The organism is Psychrobacter sp. UBA3480 (assembly GCF_002377945.1).
Classification (GTDB): domain Bacteria; phylum Pseudomonadota; class Gammaproteobacteria; order Pseudomonadales; family Moraxellaceae; genus Psychrobacter.
The window spans coordinates 82,558-101,127 of the sequence record NZ_DFQV01000020.1 but is presented as its reverse complement, the minus strand read 5'-3'; the positions used below and the strand labels follow the sequence as shown (position 1 = coordinate 101,127).

At 41.5% G+C, this 18,570-nt stretch carries 16 protein-coding genes and 2 tRNA genes; 4 read left to right on the top strand and 14 right to left on the bottom strand.

From position 1 onward, the window contains the following. Positions 1 to 130: 130 nt before the first annotated feature. The gene (locus B2863_RS07735; RefSeq protein WP_101204654.1) at positions 131 to 1,243 is read right to left on the bottom strand and encodes a hypothetical protein; all 1,113 of its coding nucleotides are present in this window, start codon (positions 1,241 to 1,243) and stop codon (positions 131 to 133) included. A 496-nt stretch (positions 1,244 to 1,739) separates the two neighbouring features. Between B2863_RS07735 and B2863_RS07730 the strand changes: the two genes are divergently transcribed. From B2863_RS07730 to B2863_RS07715, 4 genes are all read left to right on the top strand, one after another. Beyond that, complete coding sequence (locus B2863_RS07730; protein WP_296208962.1) at positions 1,740 to 3,980, top strand: M3 family metallopeptidase; 2,241 nt, start codon at positions 1,740 to 1,742, stop codon at positions 3,978 to 3,980. Next, entirely contained in the window at positions 3,981 to 4,238 is a 258-nt protein-coding gene (locus B2863_RS07725) for a YheV family putative metal-binding protein (RefSeq protein WP_296208958.1), read from the top strand. Positions 4,239 to 4,380: 142 nt separating this feature from the next. Continuing rightward, positions 4,381 to 4,929, top strand: coding sequence for a hypothetical protein (locus B2863_RS07720; protein WP_296208956.1), 549 nt, complete (start codon positions 4,381 to 4,383; stop codon positions 4,927 to 4,929). 34 nt (positions 4,930 to 4,963) lie between these two features. Further along, a complete protein-coding gene (locus tag B2863_RS07715) occupies positions 4,964 to 5,527 on the top strand; it encodes a hypothetical protein (protein WP_296208954.1) in 564 nt (187 codons plus the stop codon). A 119-nt stretch (positions 5,528 to 5,646) separates the two neighbouring features. On the opposite strand, the gene pnp is transcribed toward B2863_RS07715, so the two are convergent. The 13 genes from pnp to secG all read right to left on the bottom strand — a co-directional run bounded on the left by pnp (position 5,647) and on the right by secG (position 18,415). Then, positions 5,647 to 7,749: a polyribonucleotide nucleotidyltransferase gene (pnp, locus tag B2863_RS07710; protein WP_101204658.1), complete on the bottom strand. Its 2,103-nt coding sequence runs from the start codon at positions 7,747 to 7,749 to the stop codon at positions 5,647 to 5,649. Between the two features lie 690 nt (positions 7,750 to 8,439). After that, a complete protein-coding gene (gene rpsO / locus B2863_RS07705; RefSeq protein WP_045443035.1) occupies positions 8,440 to 8,706 on the bottom strand; it encodes a 30S ribosomal protein S15 in 267 nt (88 codons plus the stop codon). Positions 8,707 to 9,084: 378 nt separating this feature from the next. After that, positions 9,085 to 9,261: a hypothetical protein gene (locus B2863_RS07700; RefSeq protein ID WP_201606272.1), complete on the bottom strand. Its 177-nt coding sequence runs from the start codon at positions 9,259 to 9,261 to the stop codon at positions 9,085 to 9,087. 113 nt (positions 9,262 to 9,374) lie between these two features. Further along, entirely contained in the window at positions 9,375 to 9,536 is a 162-nt protein-coding gene (locus B2863_RS07695; RefSeq protein ID WP_296208942.1) for a hypothetical protein, read from the bottom strand. Between the two features lie 97 nt (positions 9,537 to 9,633). Beyond that, positions 9,634 to 10,158 (bottom strand): type 1 glutamine amidotransferase domain-containing protein, encoded by a 525-nt coding sequence (locus B2863_RS07690; protein ID WP_296208939.1) that lies wholly within the window; start codon positions 10,156 to 10,158, stop codon positions 9,634 to 9,636. A 383-nt stretch (positions 10,159 to 10,541) separates the two neighbouring features. Beyond that, entirely contained in the window at positions 10,542 to 11,633 is a 1,092-nt protein-coding gene (gene truB, locus B2863_RS07685; RefSeq protein ID WP_296208936.1) for a tRNA pseudouridine(55) synthase TruB, read from the bottom strand. 9 nt (positions 11,634 to 11,642) lie between these two features. After that, complete coding sequence (locus B2863_RS07680; RefSeq protein WP_102078739.1) at positions 11,643 to 12,032, bottom strand: ribosome-binding factor A; 390 nt, start codon at positions 12,030 to 12,032, stop codon at positions 11,643 to 11,645. Between the two features lie 201 nt (positions 12,033 to 12,233). Then, positions 12,234 to 14,960: a translation initiation factor IF-2 gene (infB, locus tag B2863_RS07675; protein WP_057757754.1), complete on the bottom strand. Its 2,727-nt coding sequence runs from the start codon at positions 14,958 to 14,960 to the stop codon at positions 12,234 to 12,236. Between the two features lie 148 nt (positions 14,961 to 15,108). Further along, positions 15,109 to 16,593 (bottom strand): transcription termination factor NusA, encoded by a 1,485-nt coding sequence (gene nusA / locus B2863_RS07670; protein ID WP_057757751.1) that lies wholly within the window; start codon positions 16,591 to 16,593, stop codon positions 15,109 to 15,111. A 135-nt stretch (positions 16,594 to 16,728) separates the two neighbouring features. Beyond that, positions 16,729 to 17,229 (bottom strand): ribosome maturation factor RimP, encoded by a 501-nt coding sequence (gene rimP / locus B2863_RS07665; RefSeq protein ID WP_296208929.1) that lies wholly within the window; start codon positions 17,227 to 17,229, stop codon positions 16,729 to 16,731. Positions 17,230 to 17,681: 452 nt separating this feature from the next. Further along, a tRNA-Met gene (locus B2863_RS07660) sits at positions 17,682 to 17,758 on the bottom strand. A 123-nt stretch (positions 17,759 to 17,881) separates the two neighbouring features. Continuing rightward, positions 17,882 to 17,965 (bottom strand) — tRNA-Leu (locus B2863_RS07655). Between the two features lie 141 nt (positions 17,966 to 18,106). Further along, positions 18,107 to 18,415, bottom strand: coding sequence for a preprotein translocase subunit SecG (gene secG, locus B2863_RS07650; RefSeq protein ID WP_191114493.1), 309 nt, complete (start codon positions 18,413 to 18,415; stop codon positions 18,107 to 18,109). Positions 18,416 to 18,570 lie beyond the last annotated feature (155 nt).

The following is an 18,570-nucleotide window of genomic DNA, read 5'->3' as shown; positions in this document are numbered from 1 at the left end:
ATGATAGACATAAAAAGAGCACTGGATCGTATTGAACCAATGCTCTCATATTACACCTATGTATTATCAATGGCTAATTCATAAATGGCTGATTCATAAATGAACATCGCGTATAAGTGTCATCGTCAGATTAGTAGCGAGTTACTAACGCTATTGGTTGATCTTCACCCATGATGTCTTGTGGCATAAATACAGCTTCGCCGCCATTATGAATGACGTGTTCGATGATTTCACCGATTGCATCATCTGTGATGCCTTCCGTAGTCGCATCATTGGCAGGGCTTAACGTTTGTGCTTTCTCATCAATCTTAGCGGACTGTATATAACCACGGCGTACATAAAGTGTCTCACCAGCTCCTTGGAAAGCACTGCGATATACTTCCTGCAAATCCGTCTGCAACATATTCGCACCACGAGCTTTGTCGATTTCACCCAGTGCAGCTTTGTGCAGTGAGGTGCGATACTCTTCTACAGCTTCTTGCACACTGTCAACGATATGCTGTGCACTACCATCTTCTAGATTGGTCGCATTCGATACTGTAGCAATGATATTATCTGGACGATCGCAGACTTCTTTATAGTAGCCAATATTTTTTGCATCACCAACTATGACAAGAGGCATTTTATGCTCGCCCCACAATTCTTGGACACTTTTATCAACTTGGTTAAAGAATTCTTTTAAGTGACTGCTTTCGTTGTTTGATGAGCGATCTGAGCCACCGTCACCTGTTGTATATAGTCCGTTATTTTCAACAGGGAACTGAATGTTCTCCATATTGTTTTGTGCATCGTCATCTTTATCGAATTCTCTCACAACGCGGTCATTAGATGCTTCAATCAAACGAGCATTATCACGAGTTAAGACCACAGTATAGTAATGAACCGCACTTGCCATATCACGGACCAAGTCACGCGTAGCAAATCTATCTGAAATCACAACGCGCTCTGTCGTATCAATTGGCATACGGATGACTTGCACATCATCTGTACTAGCAAATATAGCCAACGTATCGAGGTTATAATTGTGATTGAGCTCATTTATTTTATTTTGAATATTATCTAGAATGGTAGTCGCTGTGCGTTTATCGTACTCTTTCGTCAGACGATCTTCGGCAACTTTCAATTGATTTTTTAGAGCGATAGGATCTTGCTCATTAGCTGGATGTTCACGATGCGTTTTAACAAAGATACTTACTGCAGGGTTCGCTTTAGTTTCACGTAAACTTTTAAGAGTCGCTTTCATATATTGCTCCTTGTTTTATTATCATTCATTTTTAAATTTATATATCTCTTCACTCATATACTGTTATAAGCGTAGAAATTTCTATCCGTGTTTTTCTTACATCTTATCGATGCATAATATTTAAATTCCATTATCTTGATGCTAACAGCTATACCCCACTCCCTGTAGGGTTAATTTGCAAGCAAATGATAGCGCTTTGTAAGTAGAGCACTCTATATTGTTAAAGAACTGCCTTAACGAACATAGCTACATATTCAGATAATTATCTTAAGAAGTTGAATCTAAATACCAGAATCTCGACATCTACTTTCAGATTGCTAGCACTGTCCTAATTAGTTGAATCGTATAAAAGTGCTTAGGTTGTATTTTTACCAAACGAACCCATCTTTTATATAATCTATATATAAAACAAGAACACACTGTATATCTCCATAGTAGCCAGATTTATCTCATTCTCATTTTGATTAATAATAATTCATTGATATCGGATACCTATATGACACCTTCTCCTTTAGATTTACGCCTTGTCGATTTTGCCGACACTGCGCCACATACCTTACAAAATCAAGTGATTGACGCCATTGATGCTGCCAATGCTTTTTTAGATACCTTAACCTCGATAGAAAGCGACAGTGCTGAAAAAACAAGTGCTGAAAAAACAAGTGCTGAAAAAACAAGTGCTGAAAAGATAAGCGCTGAACAAGCTTTGGCAGATGTGATGAGCTTTGATCATATTAATTTGGCATTAGATCGTAGCTGGGGTATTTTGTCGCATCTCAATAGCGTGATGAGCAACGATGAGATTCGCCATGTTCACCATGAACTGCTACCAAAATTATCTGCTTACGGTACGCGAGTGGGCCAACATCAGCCTTTGTTTAATCGCTATCAAGCTATCGTCAATGACATAAATTTCTTTGCTACGTTAGAGCCTGCTCGTGCACGTGCAATCGAACTGGCATTACGTAGCTTTGAGTTATCAGGCGTTGCGTTACCTCAAGCTGAGCAAGAAAAGTTTGCCGCTATCCAAAGCGAGTTATCTACCTTGTCTGCAACCTTTTCGGACAATGTCTTGGATGCGACGCAAGCATTTGCCCTGCCTTTAGAAGATTCTCAGTTAAAGGGGTTAACAGAGAGTGGTTTGGCCCTACTGGCAGATGCAGGCGAGCAATACAAAGCGCGTGAGCTTGCTAGCGGTGCTCTTAGCCAAGCCGATATAGATGCACTTCCTACTCCTTACTATGTGGCCAGTTTGAATATCCCTGTATATCTAGCGATTATGACTCATGCGGACGATCGCAGCTTACGGGAAACGCTGTATCACGCTTATGTCACACGCGCCTCTGAGTTTGATACGCATACCAATGCAAAAGGAAACTCATTAAATAACGCTGACAATATGAGTCAAATCCTCTCATTACGTGAGCAAAAAGCCAAGCTACTTGGTTTTGCAAATTATGCCGAAGTATCCCTATCGACCAAGATGGCAGACAGTGTCTTAGAAGTAGAGACATTCTTACGTGACTTAGCAACGCAAGCAACCCCTGCTGCCAAAGCAGATTTGGCACAGCTACAAAAATACGCTAGCGATTATGGCATTGACGAGTTGCAACCGTGGGATAGCGCCTATATCGCTGAAAAGGTAAAACAAAGTGAGTTCAGCTTATCGCAAGAGGAAATTCGTCCATATTTCCCATTACCTAAAGTGATTAATGGCTTGTTCACTATCGTTGAGCGTCTATACGGTATCAAAGTACAAGAGCAAAGTTATAAAGATGCAGAAAGTGACTCAGTCTCGCGCTGGCATGACGATGTAAGTTTTTATCAGTTATTCGATGCTGATGATCGCTTGCTCGGTGGCTTTTACTTTGACTTGTTTGCGCGTAGCGGTAAGCGTGGCGGTGCATGGATGAGTGGTTTTCAATCTCGCTATAGCTATGAAGAACAGAACCATCAGCAGCTGCCCGTTTGCTTTATGGTTGGTAATTTTACGCCAGCACTTGATGGTAAGCCAAGCTTATTGACTCATGACGAAGTACTGACCTTGTTCCACGAGTTTGGTCATGGATTACATCATTTGTTGACCCAAGTGACGGTCGGTGATGTCGCTGGTGTCAATGGTGTTGAGTGGGATGCGGTAGAGCTTCCAAGTCAGTTTATGGAAAACTGGGCTTGGGACGCTGAAGGCATCGCGCTTATCAGCAGTCACGTTGAGACTGGCGAACCGTTACCTAAAGACAAACTTGATGCCCTATTAGCAGTCAAAAACTTCCAGAGTGGACTGCAAACGCTGCGCCAAATCGAGTTTGCATTGTTTGACTTACTGATTCATGCTCACACCCCAGCGCTTAGCTATGACGATATTTTAGAGACGCTCAATACCGTCCGAAATGACATTGCTATTATGCAGACACCTGACTATAACCGCTTTGCAAACGGTTTTAGTCACGTTTTCGCGGGTGGTTATGCTGCAGGTTATTATTCATACAAATGGGCGGAACTGCTATCAGCTGATGCGTTTAGCAAGTTTGAAGAAGACGGTATTTTCAACCCAGCGACAGGCAAAGCGTTCCGTGAGTCCATCTTATCTGTTGGCGGCAGTTTCCCGGCCAAGACCAATTTCGAAAACTTCCGCGGTCGTAGCGCCAGTATCGATGCCTTGCTACGTCATAATGGTTTCACTGATGCTGAAGATATTGATGCCGCAAATACTCAAACGACGCGCGAGGTCATTTAAATGCGTTATCAGTCCTCTAGTCCTAAGCGCCGATTTTTAGCAGGGGTACGTTGTCCAAAATGTCAGGAGATGGACGCTGTGGTGCAAGTCAATATCGTCACTCCTGCCCCAGATGAGTATATTGAATGTACTCAGTGCGGACATACAGAGCACCGCCCCGATCCTGATGCCATTAGCGCCAAGAACCATTTAGAAGATAAGATAGCTCGTGATGCGATGGCAACTGGCACCAGCGGCACTGTAAAATTCAAGTCTTAGCGATTTAGTTTTTATACTTAAAAACAGATTAAATACTTTATTATTTAATGGTCTATTAAGCCTATCTATCAATAGATAGGCTTTTTATTTTGAGTTTGCTATAGTATGGCTACTTATATTCTTGACTTGAATCGATCATAATATGAAACGAGAAAACATTCGTCCTTTACCCACTCACGCTTCCAAGAAAAAAGCGACTAAAACACGCCGGAAAATTTGGACAGTATTTATTTTAGTACTGCTGATTATTGCCATCGGCTATTTAATTTTAGGTAAGTCTGACACAGAATCTACTTTACCTCCTAACACTGCTACTTCAGCACCAGTAACTGAGCAAACGCCGACAGAGTCAACAACAGACAATATATCTGATATAACAGATGACTCTGTGATTAACGATGGTGTGCTCATGGATGAAAACTCCGGAGCAGCCAATAATGACAGGACCGCGATACCAAATCCTACTGCTATATTAGATGCGCCTCTACCAGAAAATGATAGCTTGGCGAAAGAAGAGATTGATCGTTTAGAAGATGAGCGTCAGCGACTAGCCGAACAAGAAAAGTTAGCAGCTGAACAAGTGGCTATGAATAAGCAATTGACTGATATGAAGGCAGAACAAATTGCGCTACTCGAACAGCAAATTGCTCAGTTAGAAGCAAACGACTCTAATAAAGCGACGGTTCAATAACTGTATACTTGATTTGGTTATAGAGAGGCTTACGATGGCGATTTTACAACTCACACATGCCTCTATTTTAAATAGCAATGCACAGTTGCTTGTTTTACCTGTCAACAATGCTGGTGTCGTTTTAGATCCTGTACTCACACGAGCTAAAACTCTATTTCCTGATAATTATAGTCGCTATCATCGTGCGTGCCGCGATGGTAGTCTGAATGTTGGTAGCTGCTTAATCAATAAGCGTACACGTGAGCAAGTCGGACTTGGTATCAGTAGTAACGGTAACCAGCCAAACTATATTGCCAACCTCGTGATATCAAACCATCCTTATCATCCAGCACGCACACGTTGGCTGACTGCTGCCTTGATTGATTTGCAACAGCAAATAATGCCGCTTATACGTTACCAAGGCATACGCAGAGTTGCATTGCTTGCGCGGCCGCTTATCTCAGGCAAACTACGTGATAACGTATCCAATGAAAGCACTACAGCAGATACCCTGCCCTTAGACTGGCATACTGATACTTTGCCATTACTGACTGAGTACTTACAAGATCTACCAAAACTTCGTATCGATATACACCTGCCTAAAAGTATTGATTTATAAATGGCCTTTTAGCTAGCCAGTCATCATCTTTTTGAACACATAAAAAAACCGCCTTGAATACTCATGACGAGTATTTCAAAGCGGTTTTTTATTACTTAAACCACATCAGGTATTGAGTATTAGTTCTGCTCAACACCTTTCATAGTCAGTTTGATACGACCACGGTTGTCAACGTCTTGTACAAGTACTTTAACGACCTGACCTTCTTTTAGGTAGTCTGATACATTCTCTACGCGCTCTTCCGCGATTTGTGAAATATGTACTAGACCATCAGTGTTTGGCAAGACATTTACAAACGCACCGAAGTCAACGATACGAGCAACGGTACCTTCATAAGTTTTACCAACTTCAACTTCAGCAGTTAGTGCTTCGATTTTACCGATAGCTGCTTTGGTCGCTGCTTTGTTTTCACCAAAGATACGGATAGTACCAGCATCATCGATATCGATAACCGCGCCAGTTTCTTCCGTTAGCTGACGGATAGTTGCGCCGCCTTTACCGATAACGTCACGAATCTTGTCTGGGTTGATTTCGATAACCGCATAGTTTGGTGCATGAGCATTGATTTCAGTACGGCTCTCAGGCAATACTTGGTTCATTGCTTCTAGGATATGGATACGACCTGCATGAGCTTGTTTAAGCGCTTGCTCCATGATGTCAGGGGTAATACCTTCAATTTTGATATCCATCTGAAGTGCAGTGATACCGTTCTTAGAACCGGCTACTTTAAAGTCCATATCACCTAGATGATCTTCATCACCCAAGATGTCTGACAATACAGCGAAACGATCGCCTTCTTTAACCAGACCCATCGCGATACCAGCAACTGGTGCTTTTAATGGTACGCCTGCGTCCATCAATGCCAAGCTTGCGCCACAAACAGAAGCCATAGAAGATGAACCGTTAGATTCAGTGATTTCTGATACCACACGAATCACATATGGGAAACGCTCACTATCTGGCAACATCGCTTGTACACCGCGGCGTGCTAGACGACCATGACCGATTTCACGACGTTTTGGAATACCTTCACGGCCCGTTTCACCAACTGAGAAATGCGGGAAGTTGTAATGCAGCATGAAATGGTCACGAATCGTACCACCTAGTGAGTCAATCATATTGACGTCACGGCTGTTACCAAGTGTGGTAGTAACCAATGCCTGCGTCTCACCACGTGTGAACAGTGCTGAACCATGTGTATATGGCAATACACCAACTTGTACGTCAAGCGCACGAACTGTCTCAGGGTCACGACCATCGATACGCGGCTTACCTGACAAAATGTTGTCACGAACGGTACGATATTTAAGGTCGTTATAGATTTCTTTAAGCTCAGATACGGTATCAGCATAAGTTTCTGACTCAGCATCACCAGCAAGTGCATCAATAATTGATTGCTTAATTTCATCAAGCTTCGTGTAACGTGCTTGCTTATCAGTAATGGTATAAGCGTCAGCAACTTGCTCGCCGAACTGCTCTTTCATGCTGCTAGTAAGTGCTTGATCACGCTCAGGAGCAGAGTATTGCTGCTTAGCAGTACCGATTTCTTCAGCCATTGAAGCAATGTTATCAATAACGATTTGTTGTTGCTGATGGCCGTACAATACTGCACCTAACATCTGGTCTTCTGATAGCTCTGCCGCTTCAGATTCAACCATCAATACCGCAGACTTAGTACCAGCCACAACTAAATCTAGGTCACTGGTTTCAAGCTGCTCAGACGTTGGGTTTAGAACGTATTCACCGTTAATGAAACCAACACGAGCGGCAGCAACAGGACCATTAAATGGTGCATCAGAAATAGCCAATGCTGCTGAAGCACCGATTAGTGCAGCGATATCTGCAGACTGAGTTTTATCTGATGATACAACTGTAGCGGTGATTTGGATTTCGTTTACGTAGCCTTCTGGGAATAGCGGACGAATCGGACGGTCAATCAAGCGTGAAGTTAAGGTTTCAAATTCGCTCGCACGGCCTTCACGTTTGCCGTAAGCACCTGGGATTTTACCGGCTGCATACATTTTTTCTTGATAATTAACCGTTAGCGGAAAGAAGTTTTGACCTTCTTTAGCTTCTGATTTTACGACTGCTGCAACTAATACTGTTACGCCGCCCATGTGTACTAAAATAGAGTTTGCTTGACGGGCAATACGGCCTGTCTCGATAACAACCTGCTGGTTGCCATATTGAAATTCACGCTTAATGGTGTTGAACATTGTCATATAATCTTCCTAATGTTGACTGACAAAACTGATATCAGCGTCAAAACAAGCTGATATCTGTCATTAAAATTCTGTGTATATGGCTATCAGTTGACATGTTTTCTATTAGAAATCATCGCAACCAATGCCAATAACGTTACTTGGTTATCTCATATATTTGTCTGAGTTAGACATCGTACTATTATGTATATTCGGTCGTGCAATTTTGGCTTTACTATAAATACTATCAAAAAGACATTAAGTCAAAAGACTTCGATGCTAAAAACCCTACAGGCTATTTTCTAAACTTTCAAATATCAGCTATCTGCGCTGATTACCAAGCCAAATGATGAATATCTTATTAATAATCGCCATATCTGTAGCAGATGCGCTATCAAACTCACAAGGCATTATTTTACAGTGATTTATAGCCATTGACCAATTAATTGCACAGTAGCGCAATTATCGTCAGAAAATACCGTATTTGGGGCTTGGCTAGTACAGTTTATACCAATATTCCTCTTAGCTATTCCATAAAAGGAGTTACAGCTCTTACTATTTGAGCACGGTATCTAAAACGAATAAGCATAAAAAAACGGCGTGAAACTATTCCACACCGTTTTTAGAAAAATCTATTTTATCGATAATAACAAACAAGTTCCAAGCGGTTTGGCAAAAAATTCAGCATCCGCTCGTACTATTGTCGTTAGATTAACGACGTAGACCCAACTGGCTGATTAGAGTAGTGTAACGACCAAGGTCTTTACCTTTTAAGTAATCAAGCAGTTTACGACGCGTGTTAACCATACGGATAAGACCGCGACGGCTATGATGATCAGCTTTGTGTGCTTTAAAGTGGTTCTGCAAATCATTGATACGAGCACTCAACAAAGCTACTTGAACTTCTGGAGAACCAGTGTCATTTTCGCCACGTTGGTATTGAGCGATGATTTGTTCACGATCGGTATTAGTTAGCATAAATATCTCCGGCAATGCTAAAAACTTTAAATACAGGCTGCAATTTGAGTCAGTATTAAAGCAATAGAATAATAAATAAAATAACCTGTACGCCATTCAGGACAACCCTGCATTACTAGAGTTGACCTAGTGTACGACAAGCTCGGTTGACAACCATTTAATATATTTTGAATCGTACATTGTATTTAGCTATAGCACTACTTAATCAAAGTAATGGGCTAACTACAGTACATCATTCAAAACCTAATTTAAATGTGGGGGTAATTATAACAAAAAACTGCTGAACTAGCAGCAGTTTTTCATAATACTTGTAAAGCGACATTTAATTTCTAGTAACTAGTATTTGATAGATAACTATCTATTAAAATCCTACCTAGGCTACTTATTAACGTCAGATTCTGTCGCATTGCCGCCTAGTTCATCATCTTCAAGAGGCGCTGCAGTAGTCACTTCCGCTAGACTGTCTGGGGCAGTATGCTCACTCGGATTGATTTCTTCTGCAAGCTTTTCAATCTCTTTTTCTTGCTCGTCCATATTGTTCGGTGAATTACTCATATTAGCTCCTGAATTATTATTTTGTGGACTAACTGTCGTTGCACTCATCGATCATAAGACGTGCAAACTATAAACATATCAATGCCACCTATTACAGGTGGCACATTAAAAACCTATTTGTCTTCTTTCGCATTTTCTAATTTAGCTGCGATACGTTCTGCTGCTGCTTCGCTGTTTTCACTATGATTATCTTCAGTTTGACTTTTAAGCGCTGCTTCTGCTGAATCAGAACGTTGTTGCTCAAGCTTAGTATCGTTTGGGTTAGAGTTTGACATAGTATCTTCCTTAGTTATGGTTATAAATGTTAGTTGTACAGAATTGAAATTTAATAGTACTTAGTTAATTAGGCTTGTTTAATTAGAAGTCGAAAGTCTAAGATAATGCTCTATCTATGGCATCAACAAAATTAGGAATATCATCTGGGTTACGCGAAGTAATAAGATTACCATCTACTTGTACTGTCTTGTCTACGTAGTTTGCTCCAGCATTTTCTAGATCTAATTGCAAAGTAGGGTAAGCGGTAAGGGTTTTACCTTTAGCAATACCTGTATTGATGAGAACCCAAGGAGCATGGCAAATAACAGCTAATGGCTTGCCTGCTTCATTGATAGCATTGATAATTTGATGAGCCTTTTCGTTACCACGAATAGTATCAGCGTTCACAGTACCACCTGGTAAAACTAACGCATCATAGTCAGAGACGTTAGCATCTTCTGCAAAGATATCAGCAGTAAAAGTATCACTTTTATCTACGTCTTGCTGCATGGCTTGCACTTCTTTTTTATCATTTGTTGTTATAAGAAGTGTCTTGTAGCCTTTGTCTTTTAACTGATTATTGACGTCTTCATACTCTGCTTGTTCGAAGTGGTTATGTAGTAAAAAAGCGATCGTTTTCATAACTTTCCTTTTCCTTATCTATTAGTTTTGTGAGCCAGTATATTTTTATAAGCTAATTTTATTATTATTCAGTAGTACGTTTTCCTTTGAACTATTTTATTTTTATCCAAATGCGTCCTTTCTGCATTACTTCTTTCTTTTGATTGTCTATTTTTAATTATTTGCTTTATAGCAATTTTTTATTTTTATAATATTTATCCGTTTTATTTTTTAACTCAGTATTCCCTATCTGATGAATCTAGAGTACAAAAAAAACAGGTTTCACCATAGGTGAAACCTGCAATAAAATGTGAAGGTATGTGATTAGTGTAAACTATTAGTAAATCAGGCCAATGTTAGGTGGTAGTTTCTCTATTTAAGTAACATTAGTGAAAACGTTACTATTAGCGCTGAATCAATTTCTTAGGTTGTAGACGTCCGTTTAAGCTCACAGACCCCAAACCAAGAAACTCTCCCTGCTCATTGAGTAAACGTATATCAACAGGTATTTCGTGCTCTAGTAGCTGAGACGCATCAAGTTCAGTATCAGCTTTACCATTGGTACTAGCGTCATCATTGGTACCGACAGAACTATTATTAGATAGTTGGTCAGAAACTATATTAGCAACATAATCTTTGAGCTTACCTGTTAGCTCATCAAATACGTTTAGGCGCTGCCCCATATGTACGCGGGCGCATTGTTCCTCTGTCAGCGTCAGTTCAGCATCGATATCAATACAAGCATCGATAGGCAGCAGCCAAGACTGACGCTCCTCTAAACCATGCTCTTCTAATGAAGGTAAAGCGATCGCATCATCAATGCTGAAGTTACCTACCTGTGTACGACGCAATGCTGTCAAATGTCCTAGCGTACCTAGCTGCTTTGCAATATCTTCCGCTAATACACGTACATAAGTACCTTTCGTACAAGTAACCGTTAGATTAATCTGGGTATCATCTATCATCTGTAGATTGATTGCTTTAATCGTAATATCTCTAGGTGGTCTATCAACCTCAATACCAGCGCGGGCATATTCATACAATTTTTTGCCATCTTTTTTTAGGGCTGAATACATCGGTGGTATCTGCTGCTGAGCACCCAAAAACTGCTGGGCAATAGTCGCTAATGAGGCTTCGTCAAATAATGGGATAGAAGCCTGCGTTACGATTTGGCCATCAGCATCACCAGTATCGGTTTGACTACCTAGCAAGATAGTCGCTTGGTAAGATTTATCAGCATCCAGTTGATAATGGCTAAACTTGGTGGCTTCACCCAAGCAAATAGGCAGTAAGCCAGTTGCCATCGGATCAAGCGTTCCTGTATGCCCTGCCTTTTTACTATCGTGTATCGGTGATTTAAATAAATACTTCACTTTTGACACGACTTGCTGCGAGGTCATACCTTTGGGTTTATCCACCAATATGACACCTGAAACTTTTACTTTTTCAGGTGTCATATTGGCTTTTTTATCAATTTGCTTAGACGCTATAGACATAATAATAATTTACTCGTCATTCTCGTTTTGCTCGGTTTTAGTCACGGCCTTGCTAATCAAGTCCATCATGTAGTTACCACGAGCCGTTACTTCATCGTAATGAAAACGTAAGCGCGGCGTAGTACGTGTCTTTAAGCTATGGCTTAATTCTGTACGCAAGAATCCTGCCGCTTTATTCAATACTTTGATGCTTTCTTCATGATTAGTCTTATTCATAGCATCATTGAGCTCAGGCTCCATGATAGTGACATAGACGTCCGCATAGCCTAAATCTGGGCTAACCTTGACACTAGAGATCGTGACAAAACCCGTTAGACGAGGGTCATTAACTTCATCGCGAATAAGAACAGCAAGCTCACGCTGAATCTGATCCGATAATCTTTGTAAACGTTGGTTCATGTTATTACCTTACTTTAATGGACTTATTTTATTAGTGTATGAGTCTGCTGATTAATAGATGTTGCACTGATATGTGCTAAAAAAGGCCTAGCAGGATGTACCTGTTAGGCCTAAGTACAGCTGAATATTAGCAAAGTATCTAAAAAGCTCAGCGGATTACGCATATTGCATTGATACATACTCTGCTATCGAACAGCAGCTTTAGATAGTACGTGCGAACTCTTGTATTTCAAAGACTTCGATTTTATCGCCAGCTTCAACATCATAACCGCGAACGGCCAGACCACATTCCATACCAGTACGTACTTCATTAACGTCTTCTTTATAGCGACGTAATGATTGCAATTGACCAGTAAAGATAACTTGGTCATCACGCAATACGCGGATAGGTTTGTTGCGATAGATTGTACCTTCGACCACCATACAACCAGCAGCAGCACCGAACTTACTAGAACGGAATACTTCACGAACGTCTGCAACACCAAGGATTTTCTCACGATGTTCAGGAGCAAGCATACCGCTCATTGCTGATTTCACATCATCGATCAAACCATAGATTACGCTGTAGTAGCGAATATCCATATTAGCAGTGTCTGCTTTACGGCGTGCAGTAGCGTCTGCACGAACGTTGAATCCTAACAGTACCGCTTCACTAGATTCTGCAAGGGTTACGTCAGACTCAGAGATAGGACCAACGCCTGAACTGATCACTCTGACTTTTACTTCATCAGTAGACAATTCATTTAGAGCAGCTAGTAGTGCTTCTAGTGAACCACGTACATCTGTTTTCAGTACGATATTCAAGAATGACACATCGCCTTGGCCCATCTGATCAAACATGCTTTCTAAACGCATGGCATTTTGACGCTCAAGTTGACGCTCACGCTCACGGTTGGTTCTAAAGTCCGCAACTTCACGAGCTTTTTTCTCATCCGTTACAACTAGGAACTCACTACCAGCAGCAGGTGTTTCAGGTAGACCTAAAATCTCTACAGGAATAGAAGGACCAGCTGATTTGATACGTTGGCCATGCTCGTCTGTTAATGCACGAACTTTACCATAATGCTCACCAGCTAGAACCAAGTCGCCTTGTTTCAATGTACCTTTTTTCACTAGGACACTAACAACAGGGCCACGACCTTTCTCCAGTCTAGACTCAATAACCACACCCTGAGCAGCACCGTCTAATGGCGCTTCTAGTTCCATTAGCTCAGCTTGCAAGCTAATAAATTCTAGTAAGTCTTCGATACCTTCGCCTGTTTTGGCTGAGATACGAGCCATTGGTGTATCGCCGCCCCATTCTTCTGAAACAACTTCTTTCGTCGTTAATTCATTAAGAACACGGTCAGGATCAGCACCTGGCTTATCCATTTTGTTGATAGCAACAATGATTGGCGTACCAGCTGCACGTGCATGATCAATTGCTTCTGCTGTTTGTGGCATCATGCCATCGTCAGCTGCAACAACCAATACAACGATATCAGTCGCTTGAGCACCACGTGAACGCATTGCGCTAAACGCTGCGTGACCTGGAGTATCAAGGAAAGTAATAACACCGCGATCAGTTTTTACATGGTAAGCACCAATATGCTGTGTGATACCGCCCGCTTCACCGTTCGCAACTTTCGTTTCACGAATTTTATCTAATAGTGAGGTCTTACCATGATCGACGTGACCCATAATAGTCACTACTGGTGGACGAGTCTGGATGTTACTACTACGCTCATCAACTGCGTACTGTAAGTCGTCTTCGACTTTAGTATCGCTAACTGGTACTGGGTTGTGGCCCATTTCTTCAACAAGCAAGCTTGCGGTTGCTTGATCAATCGTATCTGACTCACGAGCCATTTCACCCATTTTCATAAGTAATTTGGTTACTTCGCGAGCTTTAACCGCCATACGCTGAGCAAGATCGGCAACTGAAATTTGCTCACTAATCTCGACATCATAGACGATTTTTTCAACAGGTTTTTCAAATTTATGCTGTGACGCCTGAGTTGAACGCAAACCGTTTTTGCGGTTTTTGATTTCGCGCTCATCTTGGTTCTTACGACGACGACCACGAGTACCAGTACTGTTCGAACCACGTTTGATTTCGCGACGCTCTTTTTCGAAAGACTCTTCTAGTGCATCACCGACCAAACCTTCAGCTAACGGTTCATCTTTACGTACTTCAGTAACAGGCTCACGATCTGTATATTTACCAGCCATTTTACGCATTTGCTCAAGTGTACGCTTTTGCGCTTCTTCAGCTTGTGTGCGGCGGGTTTCTAATTCGATTTCACGCAGACGCGCTTCTTCTTTCTCACGAGTCTCGCGAGCTTTACGTTCAGCAGCGGTTTCAACTTTAGGCTTGGTTGCAGCAACTTTCTTCTTCGGCTGCTCTTTAGGCTTAACTTCAGCCGTCGCTTTACCGCCTTTTTTGACGACAACTGATGTAGAAATATCATCGTTTTTGTCGTCTGATTTTTTGCTAGAGCCTAAGCTTGCGCGCATTGCTGCTAGCGTTGCTGCTTGACGCTCTTCCGCTTTTTTCTTAGTAGCGGCACGTTCTTCAGCTTCTTTTGCTGCACGTTCTTGAGACTCAATTAGAGCCTGCTCACGAGCGGCTAGCTCTTCAGCCATTTTTTCTGGATCAGGCTTTTCGAATACTTTCTTTTTACGCACTTCTACGTTGACGCTCTTAGATTTACCAGAAGAGCCAGTCACACGTGCAGTACTGGTCGTCTTAGATTTAAGACTAATACGACGCTTTTCTTGTTGACCATGACTTTGCTTTAAATACGTCACCAGCTTTTCTTGCTCAAGCTCGGTGACTAGGTCATCCTCTGCGCGAGCAGGCAGGCCAGCATCTACTAATTGCTGCTTTACAGCATCTGTAGTTTTGCCTACCATTTCTGCCAGTTCTTTGACGGTCTTATCTGCCATTTATTATCACCTACTGTCTATTATTTGCTATATGTTCAATTCAGTTGTTGGCTACAAATGATTGGGTTAAGGCTGATACTTATAAATAGATATCAGCACTTTATTCTCAATAGCATATCACCAAAAGACAGCGATATGCAGTTACCGCTTATTCATCGAACCAAGATTCCCGAGCTTTCATGATGAGTTTTCCTGCAGTTTCAGAGTCTAATCCTTCGATATCTTCTAGATCGAAGACGGCTTGTTCTGCCAAGTCATCAACAGTAATGATGTCTTTTTGAGCCATTTTATAAGCCCAACTGACTGTCATACCTTCAAGCTCTTGAAGCTCTTGACTTGGCTCTTTCATGTTCTGTTGTTTGACCAGTTCATCAGCGATGACAACTTCTTTAGCACGCTCTTGAATCATATCAATCGCTTCATCGTCTAGACCTTCGATATCATAGAAAGTCTCAACTGGTACATAGGCCACTTCTTCAATACTGGTAAAACCAATATCAACCAATGCCTGTGCTAAGTCTTTATCTACCTCTAGGCGCTCATAGAATAATTCAATAAACGCTTTTGATTCGTTTTGTTGACGTTGCTGATACTCTTCTTCAAGCATCATATTAAGCTTATAACCCGTCAACTCAGACGCTAGACGTACGTTTTGACCTTGTGAGCCAATAGCACGTGCCAACTGATCATTTGTGCTAAAGATAATATCTGCCGTTTGCGTATCTTCATCTAAAATGATACTGCTTACGTCAGCAGGCTCTAGAGAGCTGATGATAAACTGGGCAGGATCATCTGACCATACCACTACATCAATACGCTCACCGTCTAACTCTTGCTGTACTGCTTGGATACGTGTACCACGCATACCAATACAAGCGCCAACTGGATCGATACGATGATCGTTAGTCTTCACGGCTATTTTAGCACGAGTACCTGGCAGACGAGCGACGTTACGAATTTCGATAATTTGTTCTGCAATCTCAGGCACTTCTTTTTGCATCAATGCTGATAGCATTTCAGGATGTGTGCGAGATAACAATAACTGTGCACCGCGGTTTTCACGGTTCACATGGTACAAGATAGCGTTGATACGCGACTTTGCACGGAGTTGTTCACGTGGCAACATTTGATCACGTGACAAATAACCTTCAGCATTGTCACCCAAATCGATGATATAGCCATCACGAGTCTGTTTTTTAACTTCGCCATACATCATCTCACCAACACGTGGCTCGAAAGCATCTGCAACTAATGCACGCTCAGCTTCACGAATCTTTTGGATGATGACTTGTTTGGCTTGAGTAGCAGCAATACGACCAAATTCGATTGATTCAATTTGCTCTTCTTTAATATCACCAATTGACCATTCTTCCTGATCAAGATCGGTGATAGCAAGCTGACAAGCTGGCATTTCATGGTCTTCATCTGCAACCACTGTCCAGTAACGATAAGTATCGTAATCGCCAGTTGCACGGTCGATCGCTACCCGTACAGCCACTTCTGGCTGCTCGGTATATACTTTTTTCTTAGTCGATACCACCAAAGCGTCTTCAATTGCTTCAAAGATATCTTCAGGATTTAAGCCCTTTTCATTACTGACAGTTTCTACTACCGTTAAGATTTCACGACTCATGCTATACCTGTCCTATCATTTTTTAATTGACTTAAATTTTATAATTTGGGTGCTGCTATTATATAGTTGCTATAAGCCACATAAGCTATTGGAAGATAAAACTGTCTACCTATAAACAGTTACCCTAGTACGAATCTAGGCATCTTCATAAATCAAATTGGCTTTATCAATATTACTTAGTGCAATCTCAAACTGCTCGCCATCACTTGACGTCAGTTTTAAAGAGTTTTCATCAATACCATCTAAAGTACCTGTGGCTTTACGACGTTTCTGATCGCCTGTACCGATAGCTTGAATCAGACGCAAGCTCACAGTTTGACCAACATACGCATGCATTTGCTCATCTGAGAAAAATGCACGATCAAAACCAGGTGAAGATACTTCTAAGATGTACTCACCAGCGATAGGATCATGAACTTCTAAGATACCGCTTACTTGATGGTTTACTGCCGCGCAGTCTTCAATCGTTACTTGTTTATCTTGGGCTTGCTCTTCTGGCAATGCTTCAATATAGATACGTAGTAAAGAGCGACGACCTTGTGGCGCAAACTCGATACCCCATAGTGACACATCACAAGCGGCCACGGCAGGGGCAATAATATTAGTCAGTTCTGCAACTTTAGTCGAAAGCTTCATAATCTCTTTGTATTTTCCTATTCACTTATCTATCGTACTTAGTAAACCGTATTAAAGATTGACTCTTATCTATATATAGCAATCTTATAATGATAAAAATCACGGTCAGTATATAATTTTAAATCACAAATATATGATACATATTGTGCATTTATATAGGGACGAGCGTAAAAAACATCAAGCTCGGCCAAACAATGCTTTTATTATTTATAAAGCACTACTATCGATAAAAGTATGAGGAATAAAAGATAGTGTTGCTTAAGAAGCATCGTGCCGGTAGCGGCCGATGATGACCAGTGACGAGTAATATCGTACTCTATAGACTTAGAGCTTAGCATAAGTAGGATAGATACCGCGATAACACTGACCTTCAGATACAAAAAAACCCACAAACATAATGGTGGGCTAATCGGTACTGACAAATTTAGTGTACAAAACATCAGTATAAAAAGTGGTAGCGGGGGCTGGATTTGAACCAACGACCTTCGGGTTATGAGCCCGACGAGCTACCAGACTGCTCCACCCCGCATCAATCTAGAACGCATATTATAGGGAGGTTTCGTAGAAGTGTCAATACTTTTTTTAAATTAATTATAAAATAAGTATTATCTGCTAAAAATCCAACCTGACGCTATGCTGCGTCTGTAAAACTTGGTGCGATTGGGGGGACTTGAACCCCCACAGCTTTCGCCACCACCCCCTCAAGATGGCGTGTCTACCATTCCACCACAATCGCATTGTACTGCTCTGCTTCTATCATCCAGTCTATAATCAATGATGCTTAAGGTAGGCATCTATAGAACAGGAGTTGCGAAAACAGGAAAGCATTGTAAATCTAACCTACCAAAATAGCAAGCGCTGCCTACTTAAAAGAGGCTTACTCGGAATGTTGAGTCATTGGACGCGGCGTTTGCGGTGCTGAAACTGGCGCATCTAGACGAAACTGATCTTCTGCTTGCTTACGAGCATGAACGGCAAGCGTCATACTTGTAATAAAAAATATGACCGTTAGTACTGCCGTAGCACGCGTCAAGAAATTAGCAGTGCCTGCTGCGCCAAACACGGTACCTGATGAACCAGCACCAAAAGAAGCTCCAGCGTCTGCCCCTTTACCATGCTGTATCAGAATCAAGCCGATCATGGCGATGGCCACAATAATATGCAGGGCTAATATAAACGTAAACATGGTGGCCTCTTTTGCCGCGTAATGACGACTGATAACGGAAAATAAAACGTAAGGTTAATAGAATGACAATCGGCATGATCAAATGCCAAATCGACTATATAAATAAGGCGCATTGTACACGATTGCAAGGGCAGTGTTAAACCTACTTTTACCAA